We start from the raw sequence: 24,497 nt of genomic DNA on the forward strand, positions 1-24,497 counted from the left end.
AAGCGGGCTTAAACACTCGCACCCTTAACAGTTTTGATGATTCGTGCAGCAATTTTGTAAGGATCACCGTTTGAAGCCGGACGACGGTCTTCCAAACGACCTTTCCATCCATCCTCAATCGTATTAGTAGGAATACGAATTGATGCTCCACGGTCATAAGCTCCGTAGCTGAACTGATCGATTGATTGTGTTTCGTGCTTTCCGGTCAATCGCTGGTCGTTACCGGCACCATAAACTGCAATATGCTCAGGAATGTGTTTTCCAAACTCTTCACAAATAGCAGTAAATACTTTTTCGTCACCGCAAGTTCTCATCAAACCATTAGAGAAGTTAGCGTGCATACCCGAACCATTCCAGTCAAGGTCTTTTCCAAGTGGTTTTGGATGCCATTCAACATCAACACCATATTTTTCAGCCGTACGTTCCAGGAAGTAACGAGCCATCCAGATTTGATCACCTGCATTGTGTGCACCTTTTGCAAAAATCTGGAATTCCCACTGTCCGGCAGCTACCTCAGCGTTGATACCTTCAACGTTCAAACCTGCTTCGAGACAAATATCAAAGTGCTCTTCAACGATCTGGCGACCGAAAGCTTTAGAACCACCAATTCCACAATAGTAAGGTCCCTGTGGCTCAGGAAAACCTCCTGCAGGGAAACCTAATGGAAGACGTGTTTGCGGATCGTAAAGGAAATACTCCTGCTCAAAACCGAACCAGAAATCTTCATCCTCAGCTTCAATGTGAGCACGACCACTGGTTTCATGCGGACTACCATCCGGGTTCAATACCTCAGTTAAAACTACATACGAGTTTTTCCTATCCGGATCAGGACAAATAAAAACAGGTTTCAATAAGAGGTCAGATTTACCTCCGGCCGACTGGTTAGTAGATGAACCATCAAAGTTCCAAATCGGGCAATCTTCTAGTTTACCGCTGAAGTTTTCTTTTACCCGAGTTTTTCCTCTCAACTGCTGTGTTGGTTCCGTACCATCCAGCCAAATGTATTCCAATTTTGATTTCATGATGTAATAAATTATTTTAAAATAATGGATTATCTATAACTGTTCACAACAAAAATATGCTTAAATGAAACCGACCGATAGGTTTTTATAACAAATTGTAATAAATTAATAAAAAATTTACATTAAAAGTAGATTTTTGTCAGACACCCTAATCAAAAATAATACCTCTACCTCAAAACTGCCCTTTCTTTACAACATCACCTCAGAATTTTCAATATTACTCAAATCGTTTTATACATTTTCCCAGCATACACCCTTAAAAAAAAGGAGCACATAAAATTATCCGGTTGTTTTCAAAAAAACATTCTAGACCAGGTGCCAACAACAAAATGTGTACGGTGTAAAAATCAGGTGTAATAATTTCATTCGCTCTAAGACTCATCATACGTATTCAATTAAGGAACGTTTATAAAAAAACCAAAATGAAGTTTGACAGAAGAGATTTTATCAAAACAAGTGGTATGTTTGCAGCCGGAAGTATGATTCTTCCACCATTTATGCAATCTTGCCACAACGTACAAATTTCAGCAAACGTGAAAAGCTACTTAGATCATTTTGAGGTTTCGGCCGAGATGCTACAAAAAGTAATTTCAGCAGCTATGAGCAAAGGCGGTAATTATGCCGACTTATACTTCGAACACAAAATTACCAACAGCCTGGCGTTGGAAGATGGTAAAGTAAACCGTGCATATTCTAATGTAGACTTTGGTGTTGGAATTCGTGTATTAAAAGGTGACCAAACCGGATTTGCCTATTCGGAAAATATTAGCCTCGACGAAATGCTGAATGCAGCAAAAATGGCGGCTAACATTGCGGATGAGCCAACGGAAACAGGGCCACTATCAGTAAGCGAAAAGGCACCGGCAGATTATTACAGGATCGCGCAAAAATGGACCGATGTGAGCATTAAAGACAAAATTCCATTTGTCCAAAAGATCAACGATAAAGTGTTCAGCCTCGATGATAAAGTAATCAAGGTAAACGCTTTTCACTCGGATTCAACTTCCACCTTACTTTTCTACAATTCGGAAGGAAGACTAACCTACGATTACCGTCCGATGATGCGAATTGGTGCCGTTTGTGTTATGCAGAAAGGCAACCAGATAGAAAATGCCTATTCGGCACGTTCTTTCAGAAAAGGATTTGAAGTGATGACAGATGACATTGTTGATGAAATTGCCAACGAAGCTATCCAAAAGACCAATATTCTTTTTGAAGCAGGAAAACCAAAAGCCGGAGAAATGCCGGTAGTACTTGGTGCCGGAGGTTCAGGAATTCTGCTTCACGAAGCAATTGGCCATACTTTTGAAGCCGACTTTAACCGCAAAGGAACCTCAATTTTCAGCGACAAACTGGGTAAAAAAGTAGCCGAGAATTTCATCAATATCATTGACGACGGAACCCTGCCAAACGACCGCGGTGCCATCAACATCGATGATGAAGGTAACGACGTTCAGAAAACTTATCTTGTTAAAGATGGTATGCTGAACAGCTACATTCACGACCGCATTAGCGCCGATTATTACGGCGTGGATCCGACCGGAAACGGACGTCGCGAATCATTCCGTAACATACCGATTCCTCGCATGCGCTCCACCTATATGGAAAACGGGCCACATTCGGTTGACGATATTTTGGCACAGGTAGATTACGGCGTCTATGTGGATAATTTCAGCAACGGCCAGGTAAAAATTGGAGCCGGCGATTTTACCTTTTTCGTAAAATCGGGCTACATTATTGAAAATGGCAAGCTCACCCGACCGATCAAAGACATTAACATTGTTGGTAACGGTCCGGAGGCACTCGCTGACATTACCATGGCAGCCAACGATTACAAAAACGACAGCGGTACATGGACCTGCGGAAAAGACGGACAATCGGTTCCGGTAACGCTGGGCCTGCCAACTGTTCTGGTAAAAAAACTCACTGTTGGAGGAATAAATGCTTAAAGTGGTACTAAAATGACAAAAGAAGAAAAATATACACTGGCCGATTGGGCCATGAATCATGCACTTGAGAATGGTGCACAACAAGTAAGCGTCAGCATTGCCAACAGCAAAAGCAGCAGTGTTGAAGTGCGCGAACAAAAAATCGATAAACTGGAGCAGGCCATTCAAAGCAACCTTTCAATACGGCTTTTTGTGGATGGAAAATATTCCACACACTCAACCAGCAGATTAAAAGAGGAAGACCTGGCACATTTTATTGAGGAAGCCATTGAAGCAACACGCTTCCTGGCCGAAGATGAGTTTAGAACTTTACCCGACCCGGAATTGTACTACAAAGGCGGTGGGCCTGAACTGAATTTACTGGATAAAAATTTCGAAGCGGTTCAACCACAACAAAAAATTGACCTTGCAATGGAAGCTGAAAAGGAAGCCCTGGGAAAAGACGATCGCATTATTTCAGTTTCTTCGAGTTATTACGACAGCATGCACGAGCGTGTAATGGTGACCAGCAACGGGTTTAAAGGCGATACCGCCAATTCAGTTTTTGGGATTAACACCGATGTTTCGGTAAAAGGAGGCAATGCACGCCCCGAAGCCAACTGGAATGAAAGCTCCATCAATTATTCTGATCTCAAGAAATCAGGAACTGGAAAAATTGCCCTGGAAAAGGCACTGAAAAAAATCGGTCAGCAAAAGATAAAGTCGGGTACCATGTCAATGATCGTTGAAAACCGCCAGGTTGGTCGCATTTTCGGTCCACTGATCAATGCATTGAATGGTTCGCAGATACAGCAAAAGAATTCATTCCTGATGGATAAAATGGGCAAAAAGGTAGTTTCGGAAAAACTTACACTGACCGACGATCCGTTTATTGTTGGTGGACGGGGTTCGCGCCTTTTTGACGGCGAAGGACTCGCTACTAAAAAACGTTTGGTATTTGATAAAGGCATTCTGAAAAATTACTACATCGATACCTATTACGGTAAAAAACTGGAAGTAGAGCCCACAAGCGGAAGCACTACCAACCTCGTTTTCGAAACTGGGAGCAATAACCTGGATGGTTTGGTTGCTTCAGTAAAAAAAGGCATTCTTGTTACCGGTTTTAATGGAGGAAACAGTAACGGATCAACCGGTGATTTCTCCTACGGAATTGATGGTTTTCTGATCGAGAACGGGAAAATTGTTCAGCCTGTTTCGGAAATGAACATTACGGGGAATATGCTTACACTTTGGTCGAACATTGGTGAGATCGGAAACGATGTAAAGGAAAATTCGTCGTGGAGAACCCCGTCCATAGTGTTTGAAGGTGTTGATTTTAGTGGATTGTAAAAATTAAAATCACGTGCAAAAAAACGATCCGGAATTCCGGATCGTTTTTTTAGCTTAAAGTTTTAGCAGAATCGGATCTCCGAGCCCAACATTCTTTAAGGCTGATAATTGTGTTTCAGCATCGCCAACTACAACGTAGTACATGTGGTCGGGTTTAATGTATTTCTGAGCCAATTCCTTATGTTTTTCTGCGGTTAAAGCTTTTACAAAGTCTTCTTCTTTTTCAACATAGTCGAAAGGCAATTCATAAGCGCTGATATCGGTGAGCATACCGTGTAAAGCATACAAGGTTTCGAAACCGCGGGCATTCGATTTAATTAATGCATCTTTTGTAAACGCCAGGCCTTCATCATCGATTCCCCGTACGTATTTTTCCATTTCGTCTTTAAAAATCTGAACCGATTCTTCGGTTGCACTTGAACGAACGCTTGAACTTGCGGTAAACGTACCATATTGCTTTCCACCAGAAAAAACCGTTCTTGCTCCGTAGGTATAACCTTTTTCCTCACGCAAGATCAGGTTAACAATTCCGTTAAACGATCCACCCAGTTTATAATTCATCACATAGGCCGGATAATAATCTTCATCCGATTCAGGCAGACCTACTCCGCCAATATTAATTACCGATTGTTTGGCGCCAGGTACATCAACAAAGTAAATTTTTGATTTTGCAGGAGCTTCAGGCATCGCAATTTCAGGTATTTCAACATCCTTTGCCTCCCAGTTTTCTGCCAAAGACTGAACTGCCGACATTACCCGGTCTTTTTTAATTTGGCCGACAACATGCATGTTGGCAACCGAAGGCGAAAAGCTCTTTTCATAAAAATCTTTCAGGTCATCCATGGTAATGGATTCGATGGATTCGATGGTTCCACCGCTGGGTACTGCCAGGATGCAATCGTCGCCATAAACAAGTTTATTAAAGGCTACGCTGGCCAGGTATCCGGGACTAGCCTGATTTCTTTTGATCGAGTTGATCATCCGTGCTTTTATCAGGTTAAATTGTTCTTCATCCCAACGTGGCTCCAGTAAAATTTCCTGTACCAGATCCATGGTATTTTTAAAGTTCCGAGAAAGACAATTCACGCTTACCATCATATTTTCGGATCCTGATCGTACTGAAATACGTGCCCCGAGCATATCAATCGCTTCTTCCAGTTCCTCGGGCGTTTTACCGGCGGTTCCTTCAGTTAGCATACTTGCCAGAAAACTTGCAACTCCCGCCTTTTCTTTCGACTCCATAATATGACCGCCGTCCATTACAATTGAATACTGAATTAAAGGTACTTCTGTGTATTCAATGCCTAAAACGCTCATGCCGTTTGCTGCTTCAGCTGTCCAAATTTCAGGTATGGAGAGATCGGGGTCAGGTCCCTTTGCCGGTTCTACCGAGCGATCAAAAGAAGTCGCTGTTTTTTCAATCACTTCTTCGTCAACAACAGCAGATTGATCAACCTCTGTGGCCTCGGTAATACTTTCTTCTACTACACTTGCTTTCACTGAGTTTTCAGCAATAAGATCAACCTGGCCTTTAGGAACAAAACTGGTGGCCACATAAGGTTTATCTTTGATGTACTTTTCATAAACCTGCATAATGTCGTCGATGGTAACAGCCTGAATGTTGGCAATATCCTGCTCAATAAAATCAGGCGATCCGGCGTACTCGTTGTATCGTGCCAACTGGAACGATTTACCTAAAACTGAACTGATTCCGTTGTAGAAACTGGTTTCAATTCCTGCCTTGTGTTTTTCCAGGTCTTTCTCGGTAATTCCTTCTTCTTCGAATAATTTAAAGGCTTCAAAAACTGCATCTTCCACTTCAGAAAGACTTGTACCGGCATTGGCACCAATGGAGATCGTAAACTGTCCTCCAAGTTCCAGTGAACGGTTTCGAACACTTGCTCTTGGGGCCAGCTTTTTATCTTTAACAATTACACGATAAAATGGCGCTGTTTTTCCACTTCCAAGCACCTGCCCCAGAAAATCGAGTGCATACGACTCTTTACTGTATTGTTCCGGAACCGGCCAAACCATGGTCAGTTGTGGTGTGCGTGCAAAATTATCCTCGTGATAGAGTTTCTTGGTTTCGGTTAAAGTAACTTCGATTGGTTCCGAATCAGCAACCGCTTCTCCGGCAGGAATTTCCCCAAAGTATTTTTCTACCAATGGCTTAACATCTTCCAATTCAAAATCACCGGCAATTACCAGTGTTGAATTATTGGGGACATAAAACTTATCGTGAAACTCAATAACATCATCTACGGTAGCATTAAAAAGGTCTTCCATTTCTCCAATAACGGTCCAGTTGTAAGGATGACCTTCAGGGTATAGATTTTTAGCTATTACCCAGCTGTTGTGCCCGTAAGGCCGATTGTCGTACGACTGGCGTTTTTCGTTCTGAACCACGTTCTGTTGATTGGCAAATGCCGACTTGGTAACCGTATTAGTGAGGTAACCCATCCTGTCGGACTCGAGCCACAACACCATTTCCAAAGCATTTTTCGGAACTACTTCGTAATATACGGTTCCATCGTTACTGGTTCCGCCATTAAGCGTGCCACCTGCACCTTGTATTTTACGGAAAAATTCGTCCTGACCAACGTTTTCCGATTGTTGAAACATCATGTGTTCGAACAGGTGAGCAAAACCGGTGCGGCCGGGCACCTCGCGGTTAGAACCGACATGGTACTGAATGGCCACGGCTACAATAGGGTCAGATTTGTCCTGATGCAGAATAACATCCAGGCCATTACCCAATTCATATTGTACATAAGGAACCGAAAGCTTTTCAGCGCTTTTATCGCCATTTGAACATGAGCTCAATACCAGCAATACTAAACAACTTAAAAGGATACTAGATAATTTCATGGTAAAAAGGTATAGATTATTGTTTTCCACGAAATTACTATAAATCGCGTATTATCAAAATCCGAGAATGTAGTTTAACAGAATAAAATTTTATGCACAATTTGAAAACCAATGAAAAAGGGAGATAGCATTAGTCTCCCTTTTTAAACAGTTGAATTTTAGATTAACATTTAAGCATTCGAATTCGGGCGAATTATTTTTTTAAGTGCACTACATACCAGCCATCTTCTGTCATTTCGTGAGCAAAAGTGGAATTCATATGCTTTGCAACCACTGAAATAATTCCGTACGAAAAATCCAGAAAATCCTGATAGCTAACATCAAACATAGGACCATTCTTAAAAGACATATCTACATTTTTTAGTTTGAAGGTGATGCCGGAGTCGTCCTGTTCAACAATTTGCATCTCGTTATCCGGGTGTAATCCGGCCAGGATAAACATCATACGATTAACCAGCATGGCGAAACCATCTTCAGGATTCCAGAATGCGATGAATTTTTTGCCGATGAACCTGCCATAATCCTCAGCACTCACTCCATGCGATTTTGCAAAACTGACACCTGTAACTCCATACGCGATCATATGGCTGTAAAGAACTTCGGTCTTTTGTTCTTCAGTCAATTGCGGAACCTCAAATTTTTCCTGTGAATACACTGTACCAAATAAGAAAAATATAAAAACAGAAATAATCAATAATTTCATAGTAAATGATTTTTAGTTAAGTATGCATATGAATACGCAAACTGAACAGATTTGGTTATTTTGCTTTATAATGACCATAACCAGGTCCCCATGGGCTAACGTATTCAGCATAGAAAAACGGGGGAACATTGCCGGTATTTACTACCTGAACAACGATTAATTCAGGCCAGTATGCCGACTCGAAACCAATCTCTTCTCCATCGGCGTTGTACCAGGTTCCCAACTCGTCATACATATCGACAACACCGTCGCCATTGGTGTCTTGTTTATCGAGGTGATCACCGGTTTGGGCAGCCACTAATTTTCGAAAATGCGACCACCGTTTATTTCCATTTTTTCCTGAATATTTAAAACTAATCCAGGCATCGGAATTTACCCAGCCTGTAGGATATACTCCCTCTTTGCTGATCAGACCATCGTTCCAATGCGCATTTAAACGGGTATCCAACAGTTCAATCGGCATCAGTAAATTAAAATAACCATAGCTCGTTTGTAACATGTTCCAAAATTCAATGCCTTCGCCATGGTAAACATGTTGCTGATAATGAGGCCATCCTTCAAAATAGTGATCGCCCAGCATCATATTAATTAAGTAACCATTGAATTGATGCGCATTCCAGTTAAACCCCCACTCATCTATCCCGGTCAGCTTTTCATTTCCTTTATTTCCAGATTTCAATTCAGGATTTTCGATTAACGTTTCGGTGCAGGCACCAAAAGCCAGAATCATTGCCAAAACAATTGTAAATACGAATATTCTTTTCATGATTAATCAGTTTTATAGGATTTAGTGACACACCGTATCGAAATCTACAATTTCACCGGTACGCATATTCACTGTTATGTATCCATTATAATGGGTGCCTTGATTTCCGATCAGATTGAAGCGCCACGTTAACATATAGAAATCGGGTGTACCCAGATGCTTGTCGGTTTCACGTACTTTGAAAACTTCTCCGGTAACGCTGCTGGTGACCGTTCCTTTAAGCTGGTCGATTTCTTTATAAATTACAAAGGGTTCATAACGCATCACATAATGTATTCTCAAAGTCCCACCTTCGAGAAGATCGACCATTTCTCCGTCACAAAATATTGGTGACCAGTATCCTGATTCAAACCAACCTTGTTCCACACGGTTCGATTTTTCTTGTGCCTGAGCTTGCACACCAATTATCCCAAGGAAAAAAAATACAGTTAAAAATACTCTTAAAGTTTTCATGATAAATTGATTTTAAAGTTTATAATACAAAGTTCGCGGAAGTAGGTGCTTGCAACTTAGTAGTCACGCCGCATAAACTTTAAAATTTGAAGCACTTCTTTAAAATTTGAAGCATTGGGGTAATACAACAGAAAAGACCTGTCAAAGGGGAAGCTTAACACCCACCTCTTGGGCTATTTTTTTAAATCCGTCTTTGTGGTGAAGTGCATAAAAATCGGGATAAGTTATCATTACCGGGAGATCCTCGTTTTTATACTGCCTGGCAATATCAAGATACTCTAGTGCTCCCTGCTCATCGTCCACCAACATTTCAACGGATGAGATAAGAACCGGATTGCTGCAAAAGCGAGGTTCGTTATTTTTAGCATTTTCAAGGTAAAATTCAAAACAATATTGATAGGGGTGCTCATCGTAACAATTGTATAGCTCCTGATGCCCCCTTATAATTTGTAATTGTTGCCAGGCTTCAACACCTTTTTCTGTTTCTCCTATCTGTATGTATACAAAACCAATATTATTATATGCCCAACCATAATTCGGATACAGATCAATGACCTCTTTGTATTTTTTTATGGCGTTATCGTAGTCCCTCGCAATGTAATAACGTTCGGCTACCAAACATCCCACTTGGGGGTTTATTGGATCGAGTTTTTCTGCTATTAGAGCTTCTTTGATGGCCTTTTTATAATCGCCGGTTATCACGAAGTAATTCGACAAAGTTAGGTGTGCACCGGAATTACTTGGTTCAAGCTGTAGCGCCTTGTCTGCCATTTCTTTCATGGTTTCCCAATCCCAGTCGAGTTTTCCTGCCAGGTTGCCTTTTGTAACATAAGCTGCGGCTAGCGACTGATCGAGTTCCAATGCTTTATTGATGGCCAGGCGGGCATTTTCGCGATAATTCATTTTCTCCACATTGTCGCCAATTAGCGTGTTAATTGCAAGGTAAGTTTCCGCAAGTGTTATATAAGCCGGTGCAAAATCAGGATCAATTTTCAGGGATTCGTTCAGATTTTCAACGGCGTTCATCAAAGCGTTTTTATTGATATTTTGTGTATTCCATAAATGTCGTCCCCGAAGGTAAAGATCGTAAGCTTTTGGATCTACCGAATATGTTTTTTGTTTTGAATCCGGTTCAACAACATCCGAAATTTCACCGGCAATTTCATTGGATACATTCCGGATTAATCCCAAAATATCAGTGTGATCGCGGTCATAACTGTTTTGCCAGATGTGTCTTTCTTCAGGATAAGGCTTGATCAGTTGAACCACCACACGTAGCGTGTCATCTCCGGACAAAACTGATCCTTCGAGTAAAAGGTCGACTCCAAGTTCTTCTGCAATTTCAGAATAGAGTTTCTTTTCGTTCTTGTATTTCATGGCCGAACCGCGCGAGATTACCCGGATCGATTCGTTACGTGCCAGTTCCAAAGTGATGGCCTCGGTAATACCGTCAGTCAGATAGTCTTTATCTTTTGACTCTGAAAAATCAAGTAATGGAAGTACAGCGATGGAGGTCAGTTCAGCGGGTGCCTTATCCTTTTTCCAAATGGTGGAATAAATTGACGCGATCAGGATTATTAAAAAGAAAAATACAACAAACAACGATTTCTGCCTGCTAAAGCCACGTTTCGTCTGAACTTCTTCGTCTGTTCCATCGTCCGAATCCTTTTTATACTCACCCGGAGTTACACCATATTGGTCAAGAAAACATTTGTTGAAATAGGACGGACTGCTAAATCCCACACGATAAGCTATTTCTGATGCGGTGAGTTCATGGTTGCCAAGTAGCTTTTTTGCTTCTGCCAACCTGATTTCGCGAATTAAGCGGTTAATCGATTTACCGGTTGCCGCCTTCACTTTGCGTAATGCCTGTGATCTGCTTAATCCCAGTTCAGCTGCCAGTTCTGATACACCAAAACTTTCTTCCTGTATTCTGTGTTGGATGATCAGCCTGACTTTATTTTTAAAATTTTCAGACATAAGTTCAGAATAAGGTTAGTAATCAGGTTCTAAGCCAATTAAATATAGTAATTTTACAGTTAAAATGGCAACATGTCTAACTGATCATTGCAACCTGTAGCTATGAAAATTAAGAAAGAACACCGATACAGATTGTTCACTTTAATTGGATTCCTGTGCTTTTTGTTTCCAGGTTATGCTTTCGTGTCCTGGGGAATAGCAGCATCTCGGGGAGATAGCATGGAAGAAAAGAGAACGATCTTTTTCCAATGGTTTCCGGAGTTTCTTCAACAGAGCAGCAGAATCTCTGTAAGCTCTATTTTCTTCTGTATTCTGGCAGTAATATTAGGTTATAGTTCAAGAAAAGTAAGTGGGAATTTTTGGAACCGCATAAATCTTCTGGTTATAGTATTAAGCCTGATACTGCTCTTCTTTAACTTATTTTGGCTAATGTAACTTTGTCCCGCATTAATTTAATCAGCGTAAAAAAGCATTTATAAACTCCATTTTAGGTTTGTAGATCTTCTCTTCCCACTGTTTCTGAAATTCTTTTTGATCGAGATGATGGCTCCGATATGGAGTAACGAGGGTGAGCTTTTTGCCTTTAGCCTGATTAATAGCCGCATAAATCCCAAATGCCGGACAGGTATAATCGATCAAACCAATTTCGGTAACTAAAGTAGCTTTACACCCTTTTAATAAATGTGCCACGTCGAAGTAAGGATAGGTGTCAAGCATTTTTTCGCGATCCTTTTCAAAACTGTACGGATTTGGCCAGCCTCCTGTTTCTCCGATTAATGTCCGGCCAAAATCGCACATGGCCGGAACAGTAGCCACTACAGCGGTCACCCGATCATCCATCCCGGCGGCTGCAAGCGCTTGTCCTCCACCCTGACTTTCACCAATAATAATGATCCTTTTTCCATCCCACTCGGGCTGGGCGCAAAGGAAATCGAGCGTGCGTTGCAAGCGCAAATACATACCTCTGAAGTAATTCTTTTCAAGATTCTCGGCACCAATTTCCCAGTAGTTTTTGAGTTCCCCTTCCTGAAGATCATCGTAATATTCCTGTGCCTGTCCGTTCAGCATCCCGTGTGCATTTAAATCGAATGCAAGCGCACCCTTACCTTTTTTTGCATATTGAATGGCCGTTGATGCTTTCGACAAACACCAATCGCCATTTACACCTGCAGCATGAACATACAGTACGATGGGTAAAGTTGCGGGATCGGCATTGGCAGGTTTGGCAAAATAACCGCGAGCCGGCTTCGGGCCGATGCAATTGAGCTCAACATCAGAACAAACAAAACCCGCTTCTATATGATCTATCCACTCCGATTCAATTTCCATGGGAAGGTCGCGCAATGCTTTCTTTTGTGCTTTCCAGTAAGCATCAAAATCTTTAGGTCGTTGAGTCACCGGCTTAATTTGATCAGGTTCTACAATAAAACCGCTTGTACTTATTTCATCGCCAATCCGAACATGAAAAACCCCGGAAGCCGGTTTTGAAAAGCTGCCTTCAAACAAAACCTTTTTCCCAACAGGGGTAGGAATAGTCTGCCAACTTGCTGAATTCGAGTAATTCCTATTCATCTTAATTTGAATCGAGTCGGCTTCTGCTCCGCGCACTTGTACACTGACTTTAATGGATTCACCCGCCTTGTAAATGCCCGAAGCATTCGATTGAGATAAAACCACTTGTTGAGATAAAACGGGGTGTGCTAAAATGCTAAGTGCAAGAACAGCTAATAATGCCTGTAAGCTGAATTTCATTGTTTAAAGTTTAGTATAGACCACTGAGTAAGTGCTTAAAATCTGGTTTTTCACAAAATGACGAACTGCAGTCCCATAAAAGTAGGTGAAGTCTTTAGCGTTTCTTTGCTTTAATCAGCACCACGATTAATCCCAGAACACCAAGCGCGGCACTCACGATAACAGGCGTCCAATCGGCTTTACTTACTGCAACATCAACTCCAAGCGCACTAAAAGTTTCAGAATTATTAAACGCTTGAATGCCAAAATAAACCGCTCCAGCAATTCCCAAAAAAATTAATATAAATCCAAATGTTTTCATTGTTACTTGTTTTAAAATGTGTTTTAGCTCGTTAACAAAAAACTCCCCGAATTTATAAAAAATACTCCGTCGTTAAGGATAACCTGCTTCGTAAAATGCCGTATATATTGGCAGTAGTGCAACATTGAAATACACTTACCATCTTAATTTTATGGTTTAATAGAAATTTTAACATGAAGATGAATTCTACAACATTCACACCTAAGTGTAGAAAAAAGTCAACAGTTTTTTTCACACCTCAGTTTTGAGTTTTCTCACAATCACCTAGTTAACAAGACATTAACACAAAGAGGTGTATTTTATCGATTTTTGGAACAGTATTTTCAAATGAATTGGCAAATATAGAAATAATTAACACACTATATTTTATTATTAACCTTAAAAAGAAATGTCATGAATAAAGCAACAAGAAACGCAGTATTTGGATTTGTAGCAGGAGCAGCAGCAGGAGCACTAACCGGAATTTTGGTAGCCCCTGAAAAAGGAACGAAAACCCGCAAAAAACTCACCAAAAAAATAAAAAGCACCTCTAAAGAGATGGCTGACGTGATTGGTGAAAAAGTGGATGAGATGAAAGACAAAGTCAACGAGGTAGTTGACGAGATGCGTCACAAGGCGGATAAAGCTGAAGAAGAAATTAAAGAAAAGGTGAACGCCAAAGCAAAAACCTCAAAAACAGCCGATAGCAACTAAAAGAAGTTCATCATAACCTTTAAGAATGAAAGATAGAATTTCAGAAAGCATAGCAGGACTTAACGACTCAGCGAAGGATTACATCAATGCCCGCCTGGATCTGTATAAGCTCCTGCTTCTAAAAAAAACCACCCAGGCGATGAGTTTCCTTTTTAGCATACTCATCGTAATCCTGATGGCGACTGTAATACTGATTTTTGCCGGAACGGCATTCACACTGTGGTACGGAGAAACATTCAATAATTATTTAGACGGAGCTCTTATTGTTATTGGACTTTTTCTTTTTATCGCGTTACTGATAATCATTTTCAGAAAAAACATACTCAACAGGATTTTCCTAAAAAACATATCAGAGATATTGTATGAAGAAAATGAACTCAAAAAAACATAAAATCAGATCGATTAAAAGCATGCGAGAACTGGAGCTAATTCAGGAGAATATGGAATACCAGCGCTTGCTAACCGAAAAAAAATTACTGGGTTCATCGGTGAAAATTGTTGATAATGTCACTGATGCGGTTAAAGACTGGGTATTTGAATGGGGTACATCACTCGTATTGCACTTAATACGTGGTGATAAAAAACATGAAGACAAAAAAGAAGCAGAAAGCGATTAATCTGCCACCCGATACGAAATTCTATCCTTCAATTCTCAAACCAGAAACTAGCGAGGTAAGTCCTATTCTATGAAAAAATTATAGAATGAACTAAGTTTGGTCTAATTTAAAAGCTTAGCCTAAGATTGAAATTTGGAGTTATGCCAAGTGCATGCTGTGTAATTTGCTCGATTTCGTTATCGTCATTACTCCTGTAATAAATGTTGATGATATTATCGCGATCAAAAACATTCCACACCGAAAATGCGAATTCTCCTTTCATCTTTTTAAAGGTGAACCTGTATTTGGCTGAAACGTCAAACCTGATATAGTCATCAATCCGAGATTCATTGGGACTTTCATAAACAATTTCACGGTAATCATCCAGGTTATCCTGAGCTGGTTGGGTATACGGTTTTCCTGTGCGAAAATTAAAGCCACCCGATACTTCGAATTGCCGGATCACATAGCTTCCTCCCAGAGCTAACAAATGCCTGATATCAAAATTATTTGGAAAAACCGACGGACTGAAATCCGGAAATTCATAATCGTTTTTGGCCAGTGTATAGTTGGTCCAGAAGTTGGTACGCGCAAATCGCTTGTTCACCAAAAGTTCTAAGCCTTGCGTATTATAATCGCCAATGGCATGAACCGATTGATACTGATTTTGAAAACCTTGGCTTGAGGTAATAATTCCCGTTACATTTTTTGTATACCCTTCAAGCGACACCAGAAAATTATTGCGATTGTACTGCACTCCAAATGAAAGTTGTTTACTCTTTAATAAAGGAACACTACTCTCGTTGGAAAGTACCCACCTTCGTTTTTCAACACCCAGAAAATCGGTCTGATAATCGATCTGCTGGGTTGTGTGCTGGTTTTTACTTTGTGCTGAAAGTTCCATCGAAAAATTCGCTCCCCATTTATAATTCAAAACCAGACCCGGTTCAAAAGAAAACTTCTCAAATTTGGTAAAGTAGCTGGCACGCAATCCTGCACGCAGGTATAAATTCCCCAAACGTTTTTTGCTTTCAGTCTCAGCATACACCGAGTGTATCCGAAGTACGTCCTTTGCGTCTCTGAAATATCCCGGATTACGAATATTATCCAGGTTCCTGATACCGACCTCCTTAAATCCATAACCACCGGAAAGCAACATTCGCTGAGCAATTTCATGCTTCGATTCCAACTTAAGTCCCCAATCGGTTACTTCGTTTTCCTGAAGATGTTGCTCGTTTTCAAGATCAGCAATATTACGGCCATCCAGCAGGTAATGAGAAATGTAGGCGGCAAATTCGGTAGTATTATTCGCATTCCACGAGTGGGAATACCTCAGATTCGACAATAAACTTGACTGCTTCAGGTAACTTTTTCTGATTTGCAATAACTCATCAACAGAGGCAGATTCTTCGTATTCGATGTTGTTGTTAATGTGTAAAAAGCTAAGCCGTAATTTGTCTTTCTTCGTAAAGTCATACAGCAGTTTTCCACTCAAATCATAAAATGAAAAATCCTGAAAGCGATCTACCGGCTTATCAGATTTTTGCTGATTCAAAACCACCTCAGTATCTTCAAAAGCTCGTTCGTAATAGCTCTTATAAGTTGGCGTTAAAACCAGGTTATTTATTGAATGTCGGGCACCCAGAATCAATGAAATTTTTTGGGTTACCGGGGCTTTTACAATAAAGTCGCCGCTAATCATGTTTACTCCTACCGTGGTTTCAAATCGGTTTAGCAGGTAATCCTGCTGTTTCATATCAATTATTCCCGAAATGCCCTCATCATAACAGGCGTTGGCCCCGTTTTTTATAATTCTGGTTTGTTGAATCAAGTGCGAATTGAAAGCCGAAATCAAACCAAAAAAATGCCCGGTTTGATACATTTTAATGCCATCCCACAAAACCAGACTTTGGTCGTTTGTTCCGCCACGCGTGTTGATATCGGCTACTGTTTCATTGATGCTCTGAATTCCAGGAAGCACCTGAACAGTATGCAGTACATCGGGCTCGGCAAGCCCCGGTAAAACCTCAAGATTTCTCACATTCATCTGAATCGATCCATCGGGCAATTTAACCAATCCTTTGGCAATATAATTGATCACAACTTCGCCAATCTGCTGAAAATCCATCACCAAATTAATTGCAACCGTATCTGCAAACCACTGTTCTTTATCGAGGTAAAAATGTTTGTATCCAGTATGTCGGGCAATAACGACAGAATCGGTGGTGAAATTCACCTGTATTGAAAAATAGCCGTTTTTATCGCTTAGAGTGTAATGGCTGTTGGTATAAATGTAGGCCCCTTCAAGAGGTTCCTTTGTATCGTTATCACGAACTACACCGAATATCCGGAATACCTGAGGTTTTCGTCGAATAGCGATATAACGTGAATCAAGACGATTAAAGACAAGGTTGGTTTGTTTCTCCAACTCTCCGAGAATCGAATCCAGGCTTTGATCATTGTTAGAAAGTTGCACTTCGATCCCTTCTAAATTTTCATCGGCAAAGGTAAATACAACATCGAATTGCAGCTCAAGGCGTTGTAGAACAAGCTCAAGAGGTTCTTGTTTTACAGGCTGAGCAACAGACTTAATACTAACAAAAACAAGGAGGTAAATGATAAGAAGGAAATTATTTGCCCTCAAAAGATAATACTATTTTATTCCCATTAATCTGGTAGTCCAAATTAACAGGAAATGTTATCGACTCCAAAGCAATATTAAGATTTTCGTGCGAAAAACTGCCTGTAAAGAGCTGATTTAAATCAACACCTTCAGCCTTAACCGATACCTGGTATTGTCTTTCCAATTCCTTTAAAACATATTGCAAAGGAACACTCTTAAAACTGCTCTCGCCGCTTAACCATTCCGGTTCCGATTGGCTTGAAATAGTGTAATTATCTTCTTTATTGTCGATTATTCGAAATGCCGACTGTGGCTCCAAAACAACTGAATGCTGCCCGGTAACCACCTGAACGGAACCACTGTAACAAATAACTTCGTAATATTTCTTCCGGTCTTCTACTTCGAATTCAGTGCCTAAAACAGTAACGGTGCCCTGCCCGGTTTTAACTTTGAACTGCGATCCCTTTTTTACCGTAAAAAATGCATCACCCTGCAATTCTACTTTTCGATCATTTTCCCAACCCGATTTGTTGTAACGGATGCGTGAATCGGCATTCAACAAAACAAAAGATGAATCGGGTAGAAAAATTTCAGTTTGGTCCGCAATCCAACCGTTGCCGTTACCTGTATTGCTACCCCTATCGAAAACAAAGTACCCCAGTAATACAACAAAAACCAGAACTGCAGCTACCTTTAATACCGGACTTATTCGCTGATAAAGCGAAATTTCACGATTTGTTTTCAGGTGTTTTCCTTCGAACTTCCGGTATTCTTTTTCTGCATTATAAGGCGGTGCTGCAAACTTATTCACGGCATCCATCAGCCGGCGCATCTCGGCAAACTCATCAGAACTTTCAAAATCCTTTCGTTCGGAATCCGTAAGTTCGCCTTTCAGCCACTTCCTTATTTTGTCATTTCGATCCATGCCTTCAATTAATAAACAGATTCATACATTAAGTTCCTACCTCAATTATGCTTAAATCTTTTTAAGCTCCACTTTTTCCTTTAAAACCTTTAGAGCCGTATAAATACGTTTTTCTACTGCTTTGCGCGATATTCCTAACATATCGGCTATTTCCTGGTGTTTTTTCCCTTCAATCCGGTTAAGCAAAAATGTTACTCGCTGATCTTCGCTTAATTCTTCAATTGCTTTCTGTAAACGATCGTTGTATTCCTTCTCCTCCAATAAAAACTCCGGGGATTCATTGGTATAATCTTTCGTGTTCTGCTGGCGATAACTGAGTACGGTCTTCTTTCGCGAAATTGAATTGAGCATTTCATTATTAGCAACCGTAAACAAATATGATTTTGCTTTTTCGGGCGTAACCTTGTCACAATTCTGCCAAAGCTTTTCAAAAGCTACCTGAACAATGTCTTGCGGTGCATTATTTTCGCCGAACTTATAATACAGGAAGTCATGCAAATCTTTCGAGTACGTCATGAACAAATCTTTGAAGACCTTTTCATTACAAACATTTTCAACACTCTTCTCTCGGCTCATTGTCAATCAATTACACTGATTTATGCTTCCTTCTTACGCAAGATTATAAAAAAAATCAAACAATTCAGGTAGGAGATTTAGAAATCCATCTGTTTTATTTGCGAAAGCACAGTTATTGAAAACAATTTTTAGTTGATAAAGGTATGAGAAAGCCATCGTTTAAAATTTTAATGATCAGTGTTGTTGCAATTGCGATTGCAGCTTTTACTGCTTGCCAGGAAGAATATGTGATCGAAGAAATTGCGCCCACGAAATCTGGTAATTTGCTTATTCGCCTGACTGATGCTCCGTTTCCTACCGATCTGGTTGCCGAAGCGAGTGTGACGATCAATAAGATTGAAATTCATAAAATGGATGACGAACAAGGCCCTCCTTTTATTGTATTTTCAGAAGAAGAACAATCGTTCAATCTGCTGGACCTGACTAATGGAGTTACCGCTATTCTGGCAGATACAGCCATTGAATCGGGTTTTTATAAGGAGATCAGGCTACAAGTGGTTGACGCGTATGTAAAACTAAAGGACTCGACGCTTTTCGATCTTAAAATTCCGAGCGGGGCTCAATCCGGCCTCAAAGTAAAAATCAATCCGTCGATTGAAGTGGACAGTGCATTGAATGCTGAGTTGTTGCTCGATTTCGACGTAAGTAAATCTTTCGTCGTTCAGGGTAATCCCAATACACCGGCAGGAATAAAGGGATTTAATTTTAATCCGGTTGTAAAGGCTACGATCGCTAATGCAGCAGGAAAATTAAAAGGAACCGTTACCGATGCAAATGACAACGCAATTGAAGGAGCACAGGTTTCGATAATTGCTGCCGATACGGTTTATACCTCTTCATTTACAAAAGAGAACGGGAAATATGTCATTTTAGGAATCGATGCGGGAGTTTATGAAGTTGAATTTGCAAAAGACGGATACGCTGCCACAACAATTGAGGATGTTGAAATAAAAGCAAAGGAAACCACTACTTTAGATGCGCAACTTGACTCTGAATAAAAAGTTAGTGGTAGATAAGGGATAAAATTGTGAGAACTCAGAATAAAAAAAATATAAAGTAGAATCATCAATTCGGGTTACTATAATGAGCTATTGGCTCGATCACAACACTGATTGATTCAGTGTATCGTGAAATGCCGGGAATAAATTCCCGGCATTTTCATTTCCAGTGCTCATTCAAACTTCTAAATATTTTTTGGGTGAACAACAACATTTTAAATCCCAACCTTGTTATATAAACTCATTTTAATGCGAAAAAAGCCAGGTATAAATAAACAATGATAAAAAATTTGCTTTACAGTCTATCACCCAGACGATTATCAATATTGAACCGATACTACCGTATGACCCGGTTTTATTCGTTTCTGAAAAATACGGCTTATAAAGGAGGTGCGGGAACCGGTGTTTTTGTGTTGATTTTAATTAGCCTGGAAATCTTCTTCCTGGATTTTAATTTGCTGCTCAATAACCTGGTTGTAAACTACACGCCCAAAATAATTTATTCTTCATTTCTTTTGTCCGAAACATTTTTAGGTCTGGTACCTCCGGAGATATTTATTGCCTGGGCATCGAAACTGGAAACTCCCTGGGTGAGCCTGTTTGTACTGGCTACTTTATCGTACATAGGGGGAATACTTGCTTACTTTATGGGTACCCGACTGTTTATGATCCCCTCAATAAAAAACCAGATTGAAAACAAAATACAAAAACACATCATTAATCTCCGCAAATGGGGAGGAATTTTTGTTTTTGTGGGTGCCGTGTCGCCCGTACCCCACTCCATTGTAAGCCTTGCTTCGGGCCTGATTAAATACGATTTTAAAAGTTATCTGTTGTGGTCGCTGTTTCGTTATATGCGCTTTGTGATTTACGCTTTGGTTATTTTTGGGATTTTTTAGCACGCACATGCTACTGGCTTATTCTAAGTGTAACGTTGTCAAAACATTTCAGCCAAATCTACCCTTCCTTTAAATCCAGCGGCGGATTCCAGTCTTGAACACCGGGCGCTCTTTTTCCCCAGGTATTTCCACGTGTATCATCCTGTTCTTTCAGAAACCGGACAATTAATCGATGGATCAAATTCATATTTGGCAATATGCCATGAAAACCGGCAATTTTTGAAAATGCTTTATCGCTGAATTCCCAATAACCGTAATCGTCGGTAGTTACACAGATCAGATTTTCTTCTTTAAGGAACGGTGGAATGGCACCTTCGTAGGGAACAGTTCCGTCGCCGGTTAATCTCCGTTTCTCAGGATTGGCATTCTCCCACTGGTTGTCCCTGTCATCTGAACGAATATCGAAATCTACTTCCCCATTTCTGGTCACAATATTTAGTTTAACCCTCGTTTTTGAGTTTACTCCTACAACTGCCATCCATTTTTTTTCGTCAAGTCCAACATCGGTAAGATTAAACTTAGTAATGGCTTTCCCGTGACTTTCGGCGTTCTTGAGTAAACTCTTAAAAATCTTCTGCGCTTTATTTTTATGATTGGGAGTTGGAAGGCCTTTTAGTCGGATGAATTCGCTTATTGAATCAATGATTGAAGTTTGCCATGAAGCAGGGTTGAACAGCGAATCGGGTATCCCGTCTTCAACGTTAATGCCTTTCTGAAACATCGGAAGCAGGTAATATAATGCCGGAGTTAATCGCGCGGTTTCCCGCTCCCTTGAATTTCCCTGTTTCGCTCCCAGTTCTGCATTTCCAGTAGTAATTTTCATAACAGACTCAAAAGAGCCCTGAAACGGAGTGGCCAATGTAATCACTTTATTTACCGGCACTTGTTTGTCTTTTGTTTTCGCCGATTTTCGAATGAGGTAGCCGGTAATTACAAGTCCCCCCATCGAATGACCAACGAGATTAACCTTCGGATCGTTGGCATATCCGTTTTCAGCGTAATGCCGCATTAACTTGGTTCTTTCTACTACCTCCTCAATAAACTTATCAAACTCTTCTTCAATGATTTCCAAAGGCATTCTCCAGTCGTAAGCAAAAGGATAAACCGGAACCACCTCCTCTTCCTTCTCTTTTAAATTATACCTCAGCTCCTCGATTAATTCCTTGTAAGCTATTTCAAAAATTTCGGAAGGTCTTATTCTGGCCGGTTCAGTGGCTTCGTACTTAAAGTTATCAGGGTGCAACACTACCCGTTCATAATTTTTGCGTATTACTCCCCACACTTTATCGTGGTCAATATCGTATTCATCCTTCAAACTGCTTGCTGTTATTCCAGGTACTACAATAACCGGATCGACTAGTTTACTCATGATAAATGAATTTAAATGTTGAATTAATCATGTTTCCGCAGCTTTCCACATTTGAGAAGTTTTCTGCACCAATACCAAAATCTTACTTACAAGTTAACACTATTTTTTCACGATCCGGGTCACTGATGAACTTCTTCCTGCATTTCTTTTGTAAGCTACTTCTTCTCAGAACTGCATAAACTCACGGAATTAAAGATTTATAATTTCTGACTATTCATAAATATTGTTCCAATCTATATAACTATAGGTTACCTTTTACCGATTTTCGGAATATTATAGTAATAGGACGCTTATTCTAACAATTTTTAGGTTCAGGTTGATAAAAGTAAGGGATACAAACTGTTGTAACACTTAAAATGTAGCTGTATGAAACCACGAGCCAAGCTGTTGCACAAAACGTGCACAACCTACTTACCATCTGCGTCTCCCGCACATTTTTATGGGATGCCTGATGGAAACATCTACCTGATTTTTTCGAGATTCTACAACGTGGCCTTCGATCGTTCGGGATTGGAATTCATTTTTGCACGACACACCGAGTTTTCGTACGATTACGAGAATGACAAGATCTTTTCGAGGGATCGTGCAAAAAAAATGTTACCGGTGTTTGCTGAAACCATCGACAAGCCAAATCCAAAGATCAAAATTGTTGAAACAATTAGAGACCTGAAGTCGTTTGGTGAGGCACTAAGCTACCTCAATACTAAATCAGAACACAAACTTAAAACGGCTTAAATCTGTAGTTCATTTGTCACATCGTACCACAGGGATATCCTTGTGTAACGATTTCTTTTCTGTATATGTAACTATACCAATTGTTTCATAGCCGCTTTAGCATGCGGCCTCCAGACAAAACTATCCAAATCTTCTGTAAGTGATAGATAAGTAATTTCGAAATCAGGAAAATTTGCAAACCGTCTTCTCAAAGTTGTCCACAGAGTTTTGTATCTCTGATTATGTACACTATACAGTTCTATATATATTTATGAATTCTGACATTCGATGTAATTAAATTATAAGAATATATTCAGAAACTGCATTAAACCAATGCATAATTCGAATGTCAAAAAGCAATAAACTTAACCGTAAAAACTATCATCATGAAGAAATTATTCTTTTTAGCCGTTGCATTATGTTGCAGCATTTCACTTTTCGCACAAACCGATTTCTCGGGAACCTGGAAATTGAACAATTCAAAAAGTAAATTGGGAGAACAATTTAGTATGGCTCCGAAAACTATTGTTGTTGCACAGAAGGGCAACGACATAAGTGTTGAAAAACACTCGGAATTCCAGGGAAACGAATTTACTTCAACCGACAAGTATACCCTCGACGGGAAAGAATGTGTGAATAAAGGATTTATGGACACCGAGAAAAAATCGAAAGCCGTTTGGGACGGAGAGAAAAAATCGCTGACCGTTACGTCAAAAATACCGATGCAAGGAGAAACCATGACCGTTACCGAAATATTTTCGATGAAAGACGGCGCCATGGTCATCCAGTCCAAAGCTTCCTCATCGTATGGAGATTTGGAGGAAACGCAGGTTTTTGACAAAAAATAAATTAGTGATTAAAATTTGTATATCATTGTTTGCAGCTTTTCCAAGGTTGCAAAAAAAAGAGGTTGTCAGTTTTGACGACCTCTTTTTCGTTGCTCCTCTCCTGCTCCTTAACGCAAAACCTTGTATCCTGAATTGAAACATTTTTCTGTTATATGACGAAGAACTTTTCGTAACTTGATTAGTACACCAAAAATCAACAATTATGAGAATGATAATCTCCGTTGTTTTTCTTTTGTTCTTTTTATCTCTGAAAACACAGACATTCGGAAGTGAATCAATTCCGATTGATACAACGATTAATTTAAGTGATGATGAATTCGCTGAATTAGAGAAAAAACTGGAAAGTGAAGATCCAACATTTCGTTTTACATTTTTACGCGATAACGACATCTCATTTTTCATTAAGGCCCAAAAGAAGAGACCAGAGAGTTTTATCTGGATTGATATGATTAATATGCACTTTGCATCTGAACGATATAATGCGAGACAACTAGAGAACGAAGATGAAAAGAGATTGTTATTTGAAAATGCGCTCAAATATCTCTCGGAATCGCTGGAAACGTTTGAAAATGTTAGTTTACCTAATGATAATGACAGTATAAATAAAGTACATAAAATATACCTGCTTACACTGAAAGAGAAAATTGCCTTTGCTGCTTTAAGTGCTGGAAATCTTGATTTGGCTAAACAAAGTGCACAAGATATGCTCGCTAACAATACCGATTCTGAATTATTCAATTATGGCATTACAGAAAATCAGGCTAAAACTTTGCTGGGTTGTGTAGCCTTGAGAGAAAAAGATATACCCAGGGCAAAAGAATATTTACTTAAATCTGTTGAGGATCTCGAAGGTTCTGATTTGAGCTTTTTCGGGCCATCATTTATTCTTGCCAAAGAACTTCTTGAATACGGGGAGAAAGACATTATCTTAATTTTTTTGGACAATGTTGCCAATATTTGGGCAAATCCAGAAACCACTAAACCTAGCGATACCAGAAAGATGGCAGCAAATCAACGAAAAATTGATATGTTGGAAAAATGGAAGGAAGAGATTAGATCGGGGCAAATTCCGGATGATCCGATGTGGCAATAGGATCTTTCTCTTAAACCAATCTATATTACTGTTTCACCAG

At 40.0% G+C, this 24,497-nt stretch carries 22 protein-coding genes; 10 read left to right on the plus strand and 12 right to left on the minus strand.

The annotated features are described in order from the left end of the window. Positions 1-8: 8 nt before the first annotated feature. Positions 9-1,022: a glutamine synthetase beta-grasp domain-containing protein gene (locus tag WFY05_RS01485; protein ID WP_340110944.1), complete on the minus strand. Its 1,014-nt coding sequence runs from the start codon at positions 1,020-1,022 to the stop codon at positions 9-11. A 422-nt stretch (positions 1,023-1,444) separates the two neighbouring features. Here WFY05_RS01485 and WFY05_RS01490 point away from each other — a divergent pair, with 422 nt between their 5' ends. Together WFY05_RS01490 and WFY05_RS01495 are read left to right on the plus strand one after the other, a co-directional pair. Further along, positions 1,445-2,971, plus strand: a complete 1,527-nt coding sequence (locus tag WFY05_RS01490; protein WP_340110945.1) for a TldD/PmbA family protein — start codon at positions 1,445-1,447, stop codon at positions 2,969-2,971. A 12-nt stretch (positions 2,972-2,983) separates the two neighbouring features. Further along, positions 2,984-4,300, plus strand: a complete 1,317-nt coding sequence (locus tag WFY05_RS01495) for a TldD/PmbA family protein (protein WP_340110946.1) — start codon at positions 2,984-2,986, stop codon at positions 4,298-4,300. Positions 4,301-4,354: 54 nt separating this feature from the next. Here WFY05_RS01495 and WFY05_RS01500 read toward each other — a convergent pair whose 3' ends face one another. The 7 genes from WFY05_RS01500 to WFY05_RS01530 all read right to left on the minus strand — a co-directional run bounded on the left by WFY05_RS01500 (position 4,355) and on the right by WFY05_RS01530 (position 13,123). Continuing rightward, entirely contained in the window at positions 4,355-7,168 is a 2,814-nt protein-coding gene (locus WFY05_RS01500; protein ID WP_340110947.1) for a M16 family metallopeptidase, read from the minus strand. A 193-nt stretch (positions 7,169-7,361) separates the two neighbouring features. Then, positions 7,362-7,871, minus strand: coding sequence for a hypothetical protein (locus tag WFY05_RS01505; RefSeq protein ID WP_340110948.1), 510 nt, complete (start codon positions 7,869-7,871; stop codon positions 7,362-7,364). Between the two features lie 55 nt (positions 7,872-7,926). Further along, complete coding sequence (locus WFY05_RS01510) at positions 7,927-8,637, minus strand: hypothetical protein (RefSeq protein ID WP_340110949.1); 711 nt, start codon at positions 8,635-8,637, stop codon at positions 7,927-7,929. Between the two features lie 21 nt (positions 8,638-8,658). Next, positions 8,659-9,090: a hypothetical protein gene (locus WFY05_RS01515; protein WP_340110950.1), complete on the minus strand. Its 432-nt coding sequence runs from the start codon at positions 9,088-9,090 to the stop codon at positions 8,659-8,661. A 141-nt stretch (positions 9,091-9,231) separates the two neighbouring features. After that, complete coding sequence (locus WFY05_RS01520; RefSeq protein WP_340110951.1) at positions 9,232-11,070, minus strand: helix-turn-helix domain-containing protein; 1,839 nt, start codon at positions 11,068-11,070, stop codon at positions 9,232-9,234. Positions 11,071-11,526: 456 nt separating this feature from the next. Continuing rightward, positions 11,527-12,822: an acetylxylan esterase gene (locus WFY05_RS01525; protein WP_340110952.1), complete on the minus strand. Its 1,296-nt coding sequence runs from the start codon at positions 12,820-12,822 to the stop codon at positions 11,527-11,529. Positions 12,823-12,916: 94 nt separating this feature from the next. Then, complete coding sequence (locus tag WFY05_RS01530; RefSeq protein WP_340110953.1) at positions 12,917-13,123, minus strand: transglycosylase; 207 nt, start codon at positions 13,121-13,123, stop codon at positions 12,917-12,919. A gap of 393 nt (positions 13,124-13,516) precedes the next feature. On the opposite strand from WFY05_RS01530, the gene WFY05_RS01535 reads away from it, so the two are divergent. From WFY05_RS01535 to WFY05_RS01545, 3 genes are read left to right on the plus strand one after another with little or no spacing between them, the layout of a single operon-like run. Further along, a complete protein-coding gene (locus tag WFY05_RS01535; RefSeq protein WP_340110954.1) occupies positions 13,517-13,816 on the plus strand; it encodes a YtxH domain-containing protein in 300 nt (99 codons plus the stop codon). Between the two features lie 25 nt (positions 13,817-13,841). After that, the gene (locus WFY05_RS01540; RefSeq protein WP_340110955.1) at positions 13,842-14,207 is read left to right on the plus strand and encodes a hypothetical protein; all 366 of its coding nucleotides are present in this window, start codon (positions 13,842-13,844) and stop codon (positions 14,205-14,207) included. Positions 14,208-14,226: 19 nt separating this feature from the next. After that, positions 14,227-14,433, plus strand: coding sequence for a hypothetical protein (locus WFY05_RS01545; protein WP_340110956.1), 207 nt, complete (start codon positions 14,227-14,229; stop codon positions 14,431-14,433). Positions 14,434-14,539: 106 nt separating this feature from the next. Here WFY05_RS01545 and WFY05_RS01550 read toward each other — a convergent pair whose 3' ends face one another. The 3 genes from WFY05_RS01550 to WFY05_RS01560 are packed head-to-tail and all read right to left on the minus strand — an operon-like array spanning position 14,540 to position 18,536. Then, positions 14,540-17,056, minus strand: a complete 2,517-nt coding sequence (locus WFY05_RS01550) for a TonB-dependent receptor (protein ID WP_340110957.1) — start codon at positions 17,054-17,056, stop codon at positions 14,540-14,542. Next, positions 17,043-17,960 (minus strand): FecR family protein, encoded by a 918-nt coding sequence (locus WFY05_RS01555; RefSeq protein ID WP_340110958.1) that lies wholly within the window; start codon positions 17,958-17,960, stop codon positions 17,043-17,045. Before WFY05_RS01555 ends, WFY05_RS01550 begins: the two co-directional genes overlap by 14 nt. 51 nt (positions 17,961-18,011) lie before the next feature. Further along, positions 18,012-18,536, minus strand: coding sequence for an RNA polymerase sigma factor (locus tag WFY05_RS01560; protein WP_340110959.1), 525 nt, complete (start codon positions 18,534-18,536; stop codon positions 18,012-18,014). 143 nt (positions 18,537-18,679) lie between these two features. On the opposite strand from WFY05_RS01560, the gene WFY05_RS01565 reads away from it, so the two are divergent. After that, positions 18,680-19,534: a DUF4382 domain-containing protein gene (locus WFY05_RS01565; protein ID WP_340110960.1), complete on the plus strand. Its 855-nt coding sequence runs from the start codon at positions 18,680-18,682 to the stop codon at positions 19,532-19,534. A 344-nt stretch (positions 19,535-19,878) separates the two neighbouring features. Beyond that, on the plus strand, positions 19,879-20,433 hold the full coding sequence (locus WFY05_RS01570; protein WP_340110961.1) for a YqaA family protein: 555 nt from the start codon (positions 19,879-19,881) through the stop codon (positions 20,431-20,433). A 58-nt stretch (positions 20,434-20,491) separates the two neighbouring features. Here the strand turns inward: WFY05_RS01570 and WFY05_RS01575 are convergent, their stop codons facing one another. After that, positions 20,492-21,802 (minus strand): lipase/acyltransferase domain-containing protein, encoded by a 1,311-nt coding sequence (locus WFY05_RS01575; RefSeq protein ID WP_340110962.1) that lies wholly within the window; start codon positions 21,800-21,802, stop codon positions 20,492-20,494. A gap of 366 nt (positions 21,803-22,168) precedes the next feature. Between WFY05_RS01575 and WFY05_RS01580 the strand changes: the two genes are divergently transcribed. From WFY05_RS01580 to WFY05_RS01590, 3 genes are all read left to right on the plus strand, one after another. Then, complete coding sequence (locus tag WFY05_RS01580) at positions 22,169-22,537, plus strand: hypothetical protein (protein WP_340110963.1); 369 nt, start codon at positions 22,169-22,171, stop codon at positions 22,535-22,537. Positions 22,538-22,902: 365 nt separating this feature from the next. After that, complete coding sequence (locus WFY05_RS01585; protein WP_340110964.1) at positions 22,903-23,364, plus strand: lipocalin/fatty acid-binding family protein; 462 nt, start codon at positions 22,903-22,905, stop codon at positions 23,362-23,364. Positions 23,365-23,566: 202 nt separating this feature from the next. Then, a complete protein-coding gene (locus WFY05_RS01590) occupies positions 23,567-24,457 on the plus strand; it encodes a hypothetical protein (RefSeq protein ID WP_340110965.1) in 891 nt (296 codons plus the stop codon). The last annotated feature ends 40 nt before the right edge of the window (positions 24,458-24,497 follow it).

Origin of the sequence: Maribellus mangrovi, from assembly GCF_037646455.1 — a bacterium.
Lineage (GTDB): Bacteria > Bacteroidota > Bacteroidia > Bacteroidales > Prolixibacteraceae > Draconibacterium > Draconibacterium mangrovi_A.

Coding starts and splice junctions, on each gene's coding strand:
- WFY05_RS01485 (WP_340110944.1), bottom strand. CDS start 1,022: ATGAAATCAAAATTGGAATACATTTGGCTGGATGGTACGGAACCAACA.
- WFY05_RS01490 (WP_340110945.1), top strand. CDS start 1,445: ATGAAGTTTGACAGAAGAGATTTTATCAAAACAAGTGGTATGTTTGCA.
- WFY05_RS01495 (WP_340110946.1), top strand. CDS start 2,984: ATGACAAAAGAAGAAAAATATACACTGGCCGATTGGGCCATGAATCAT.
- WFY05_RS01500 (WP_340110947.1), bottom strand. CDS start 7,168: ATGAAATTATCTAGTATCCTTTTAAGTTGTTTAGTATTGCTGGTATTG.
- WFY05_RS01505 (WP_340110948.1), bottom strand. CDS start 7,871: ATGAAATTATTGATTATTTCTGTTTTTATATTTTTCTTATTTGGTACA.
- WFY05_RS01510 (WP_340110949.1), bottom strand. CDS start 8,637: ATGAAAAGAATATTCGTATTTACAATTGTTTTGGCAATGATTCTGGCT.
- WFY05_RS01515 (WP_340110950.1), bottom strand. CDS start 9,090: ATGAAAACTTTAAGAGTATTTTTAACTGTATTTTTTTTCCTTGGGATA.
- WFY05_RS01520 (WP_340110951.1), bottom strand. CDS start 11,070: ATGTCTGAAAATTTTAAAAATAAAGTCAGGCTGATCATCCAACACAGA.
- WFY05_RS01525 (WP_340110952.1), bottom strand. CDS start 12,822: ATGAAATTCAGCTTACAGGCATTATTAGCTGTTCTTGCACTTAGCATT.
- WFY05_RS01530 (WP_340110953.1), bottom strand. CDS start 13,123: ATGAAAACATTTGGATTTATATTAATTTTTTTGGGAATTGCTGGAGCG.
- WFY05_RS01535 (WP_340110954.1), top strand. CDS start 13,517: ATGAATAAAGCAACAAGAAACGCAGTATTTGGATTTGTAGCAGGAGCA.
- WFY05_RS01540 (WP_340110955.1), top strand. CDS start 13,842: ATGAAAGATAGAATTTCAGAAAGCATAGCAGGACTTAACGACTCAGCG.
- WFY05_RS01545 (WP_340110956.1), top strand. CDS start 14,227: ATGCGAGAACTGGAGCTAATTCAGGAGAATATGGAATACCAGCGCTTG.
- WFY05_RS01555 (WP_340110958.1), bottom strand. CDS start 17,960: ATGGATCGAAATGACAAAATAAGGAAGTGGCTGAAAGGCGAACTTACG.
- WFY05_RS01560 (WP_340110959.1), bottom strand. CDS start 18,536: ATGAGCCGAGAGAAGAGTGTTGAAAATGTTTGTAATGAAAAGGTCTTC.
- WFY05_RS01565 (WP_340110960.1), top strand. CDS start 18,680: ATGAGAAAGCCATCGTTTAAAATTTTAATGATCAGTGTTGTTGCAATT.
- WFY05_RS01570 (WP_340110961.1), top strand. CDS start 19,879: ATGACCCGGTTTTATTCGTTTCTGAAAAATACGGCTTATAAAGGAGGT.
- WFY05_RS01575 (WP_340110962.1), bottom strand. CDS start 21,802: ATGAGTAAACTAGTCGATCCGGTTATTGTAGTACCTGGAATAACAGCA.
- WFY05_RS01580 (WP_340110963.1), top strand. CDS start 22,169: ATGAAACCACGAGCCAAGCTGTTGCACAAAACGTGCACAACCTACTTA.
- WFY05_RS01585 (WP_340110964.1), top strand. CDS start 22,903: ATGAAGAAATTATTCTTTTTAGCCGTTGCATTATGTTGCAGCATTTCA.
- WFY05_RS01590 (WP_340110965.1), top strand. CDS start 23,567: ATGAGAATGATAATCTCCGTTGTTTTTCTTTTGTTCTTTTTATCTCTG.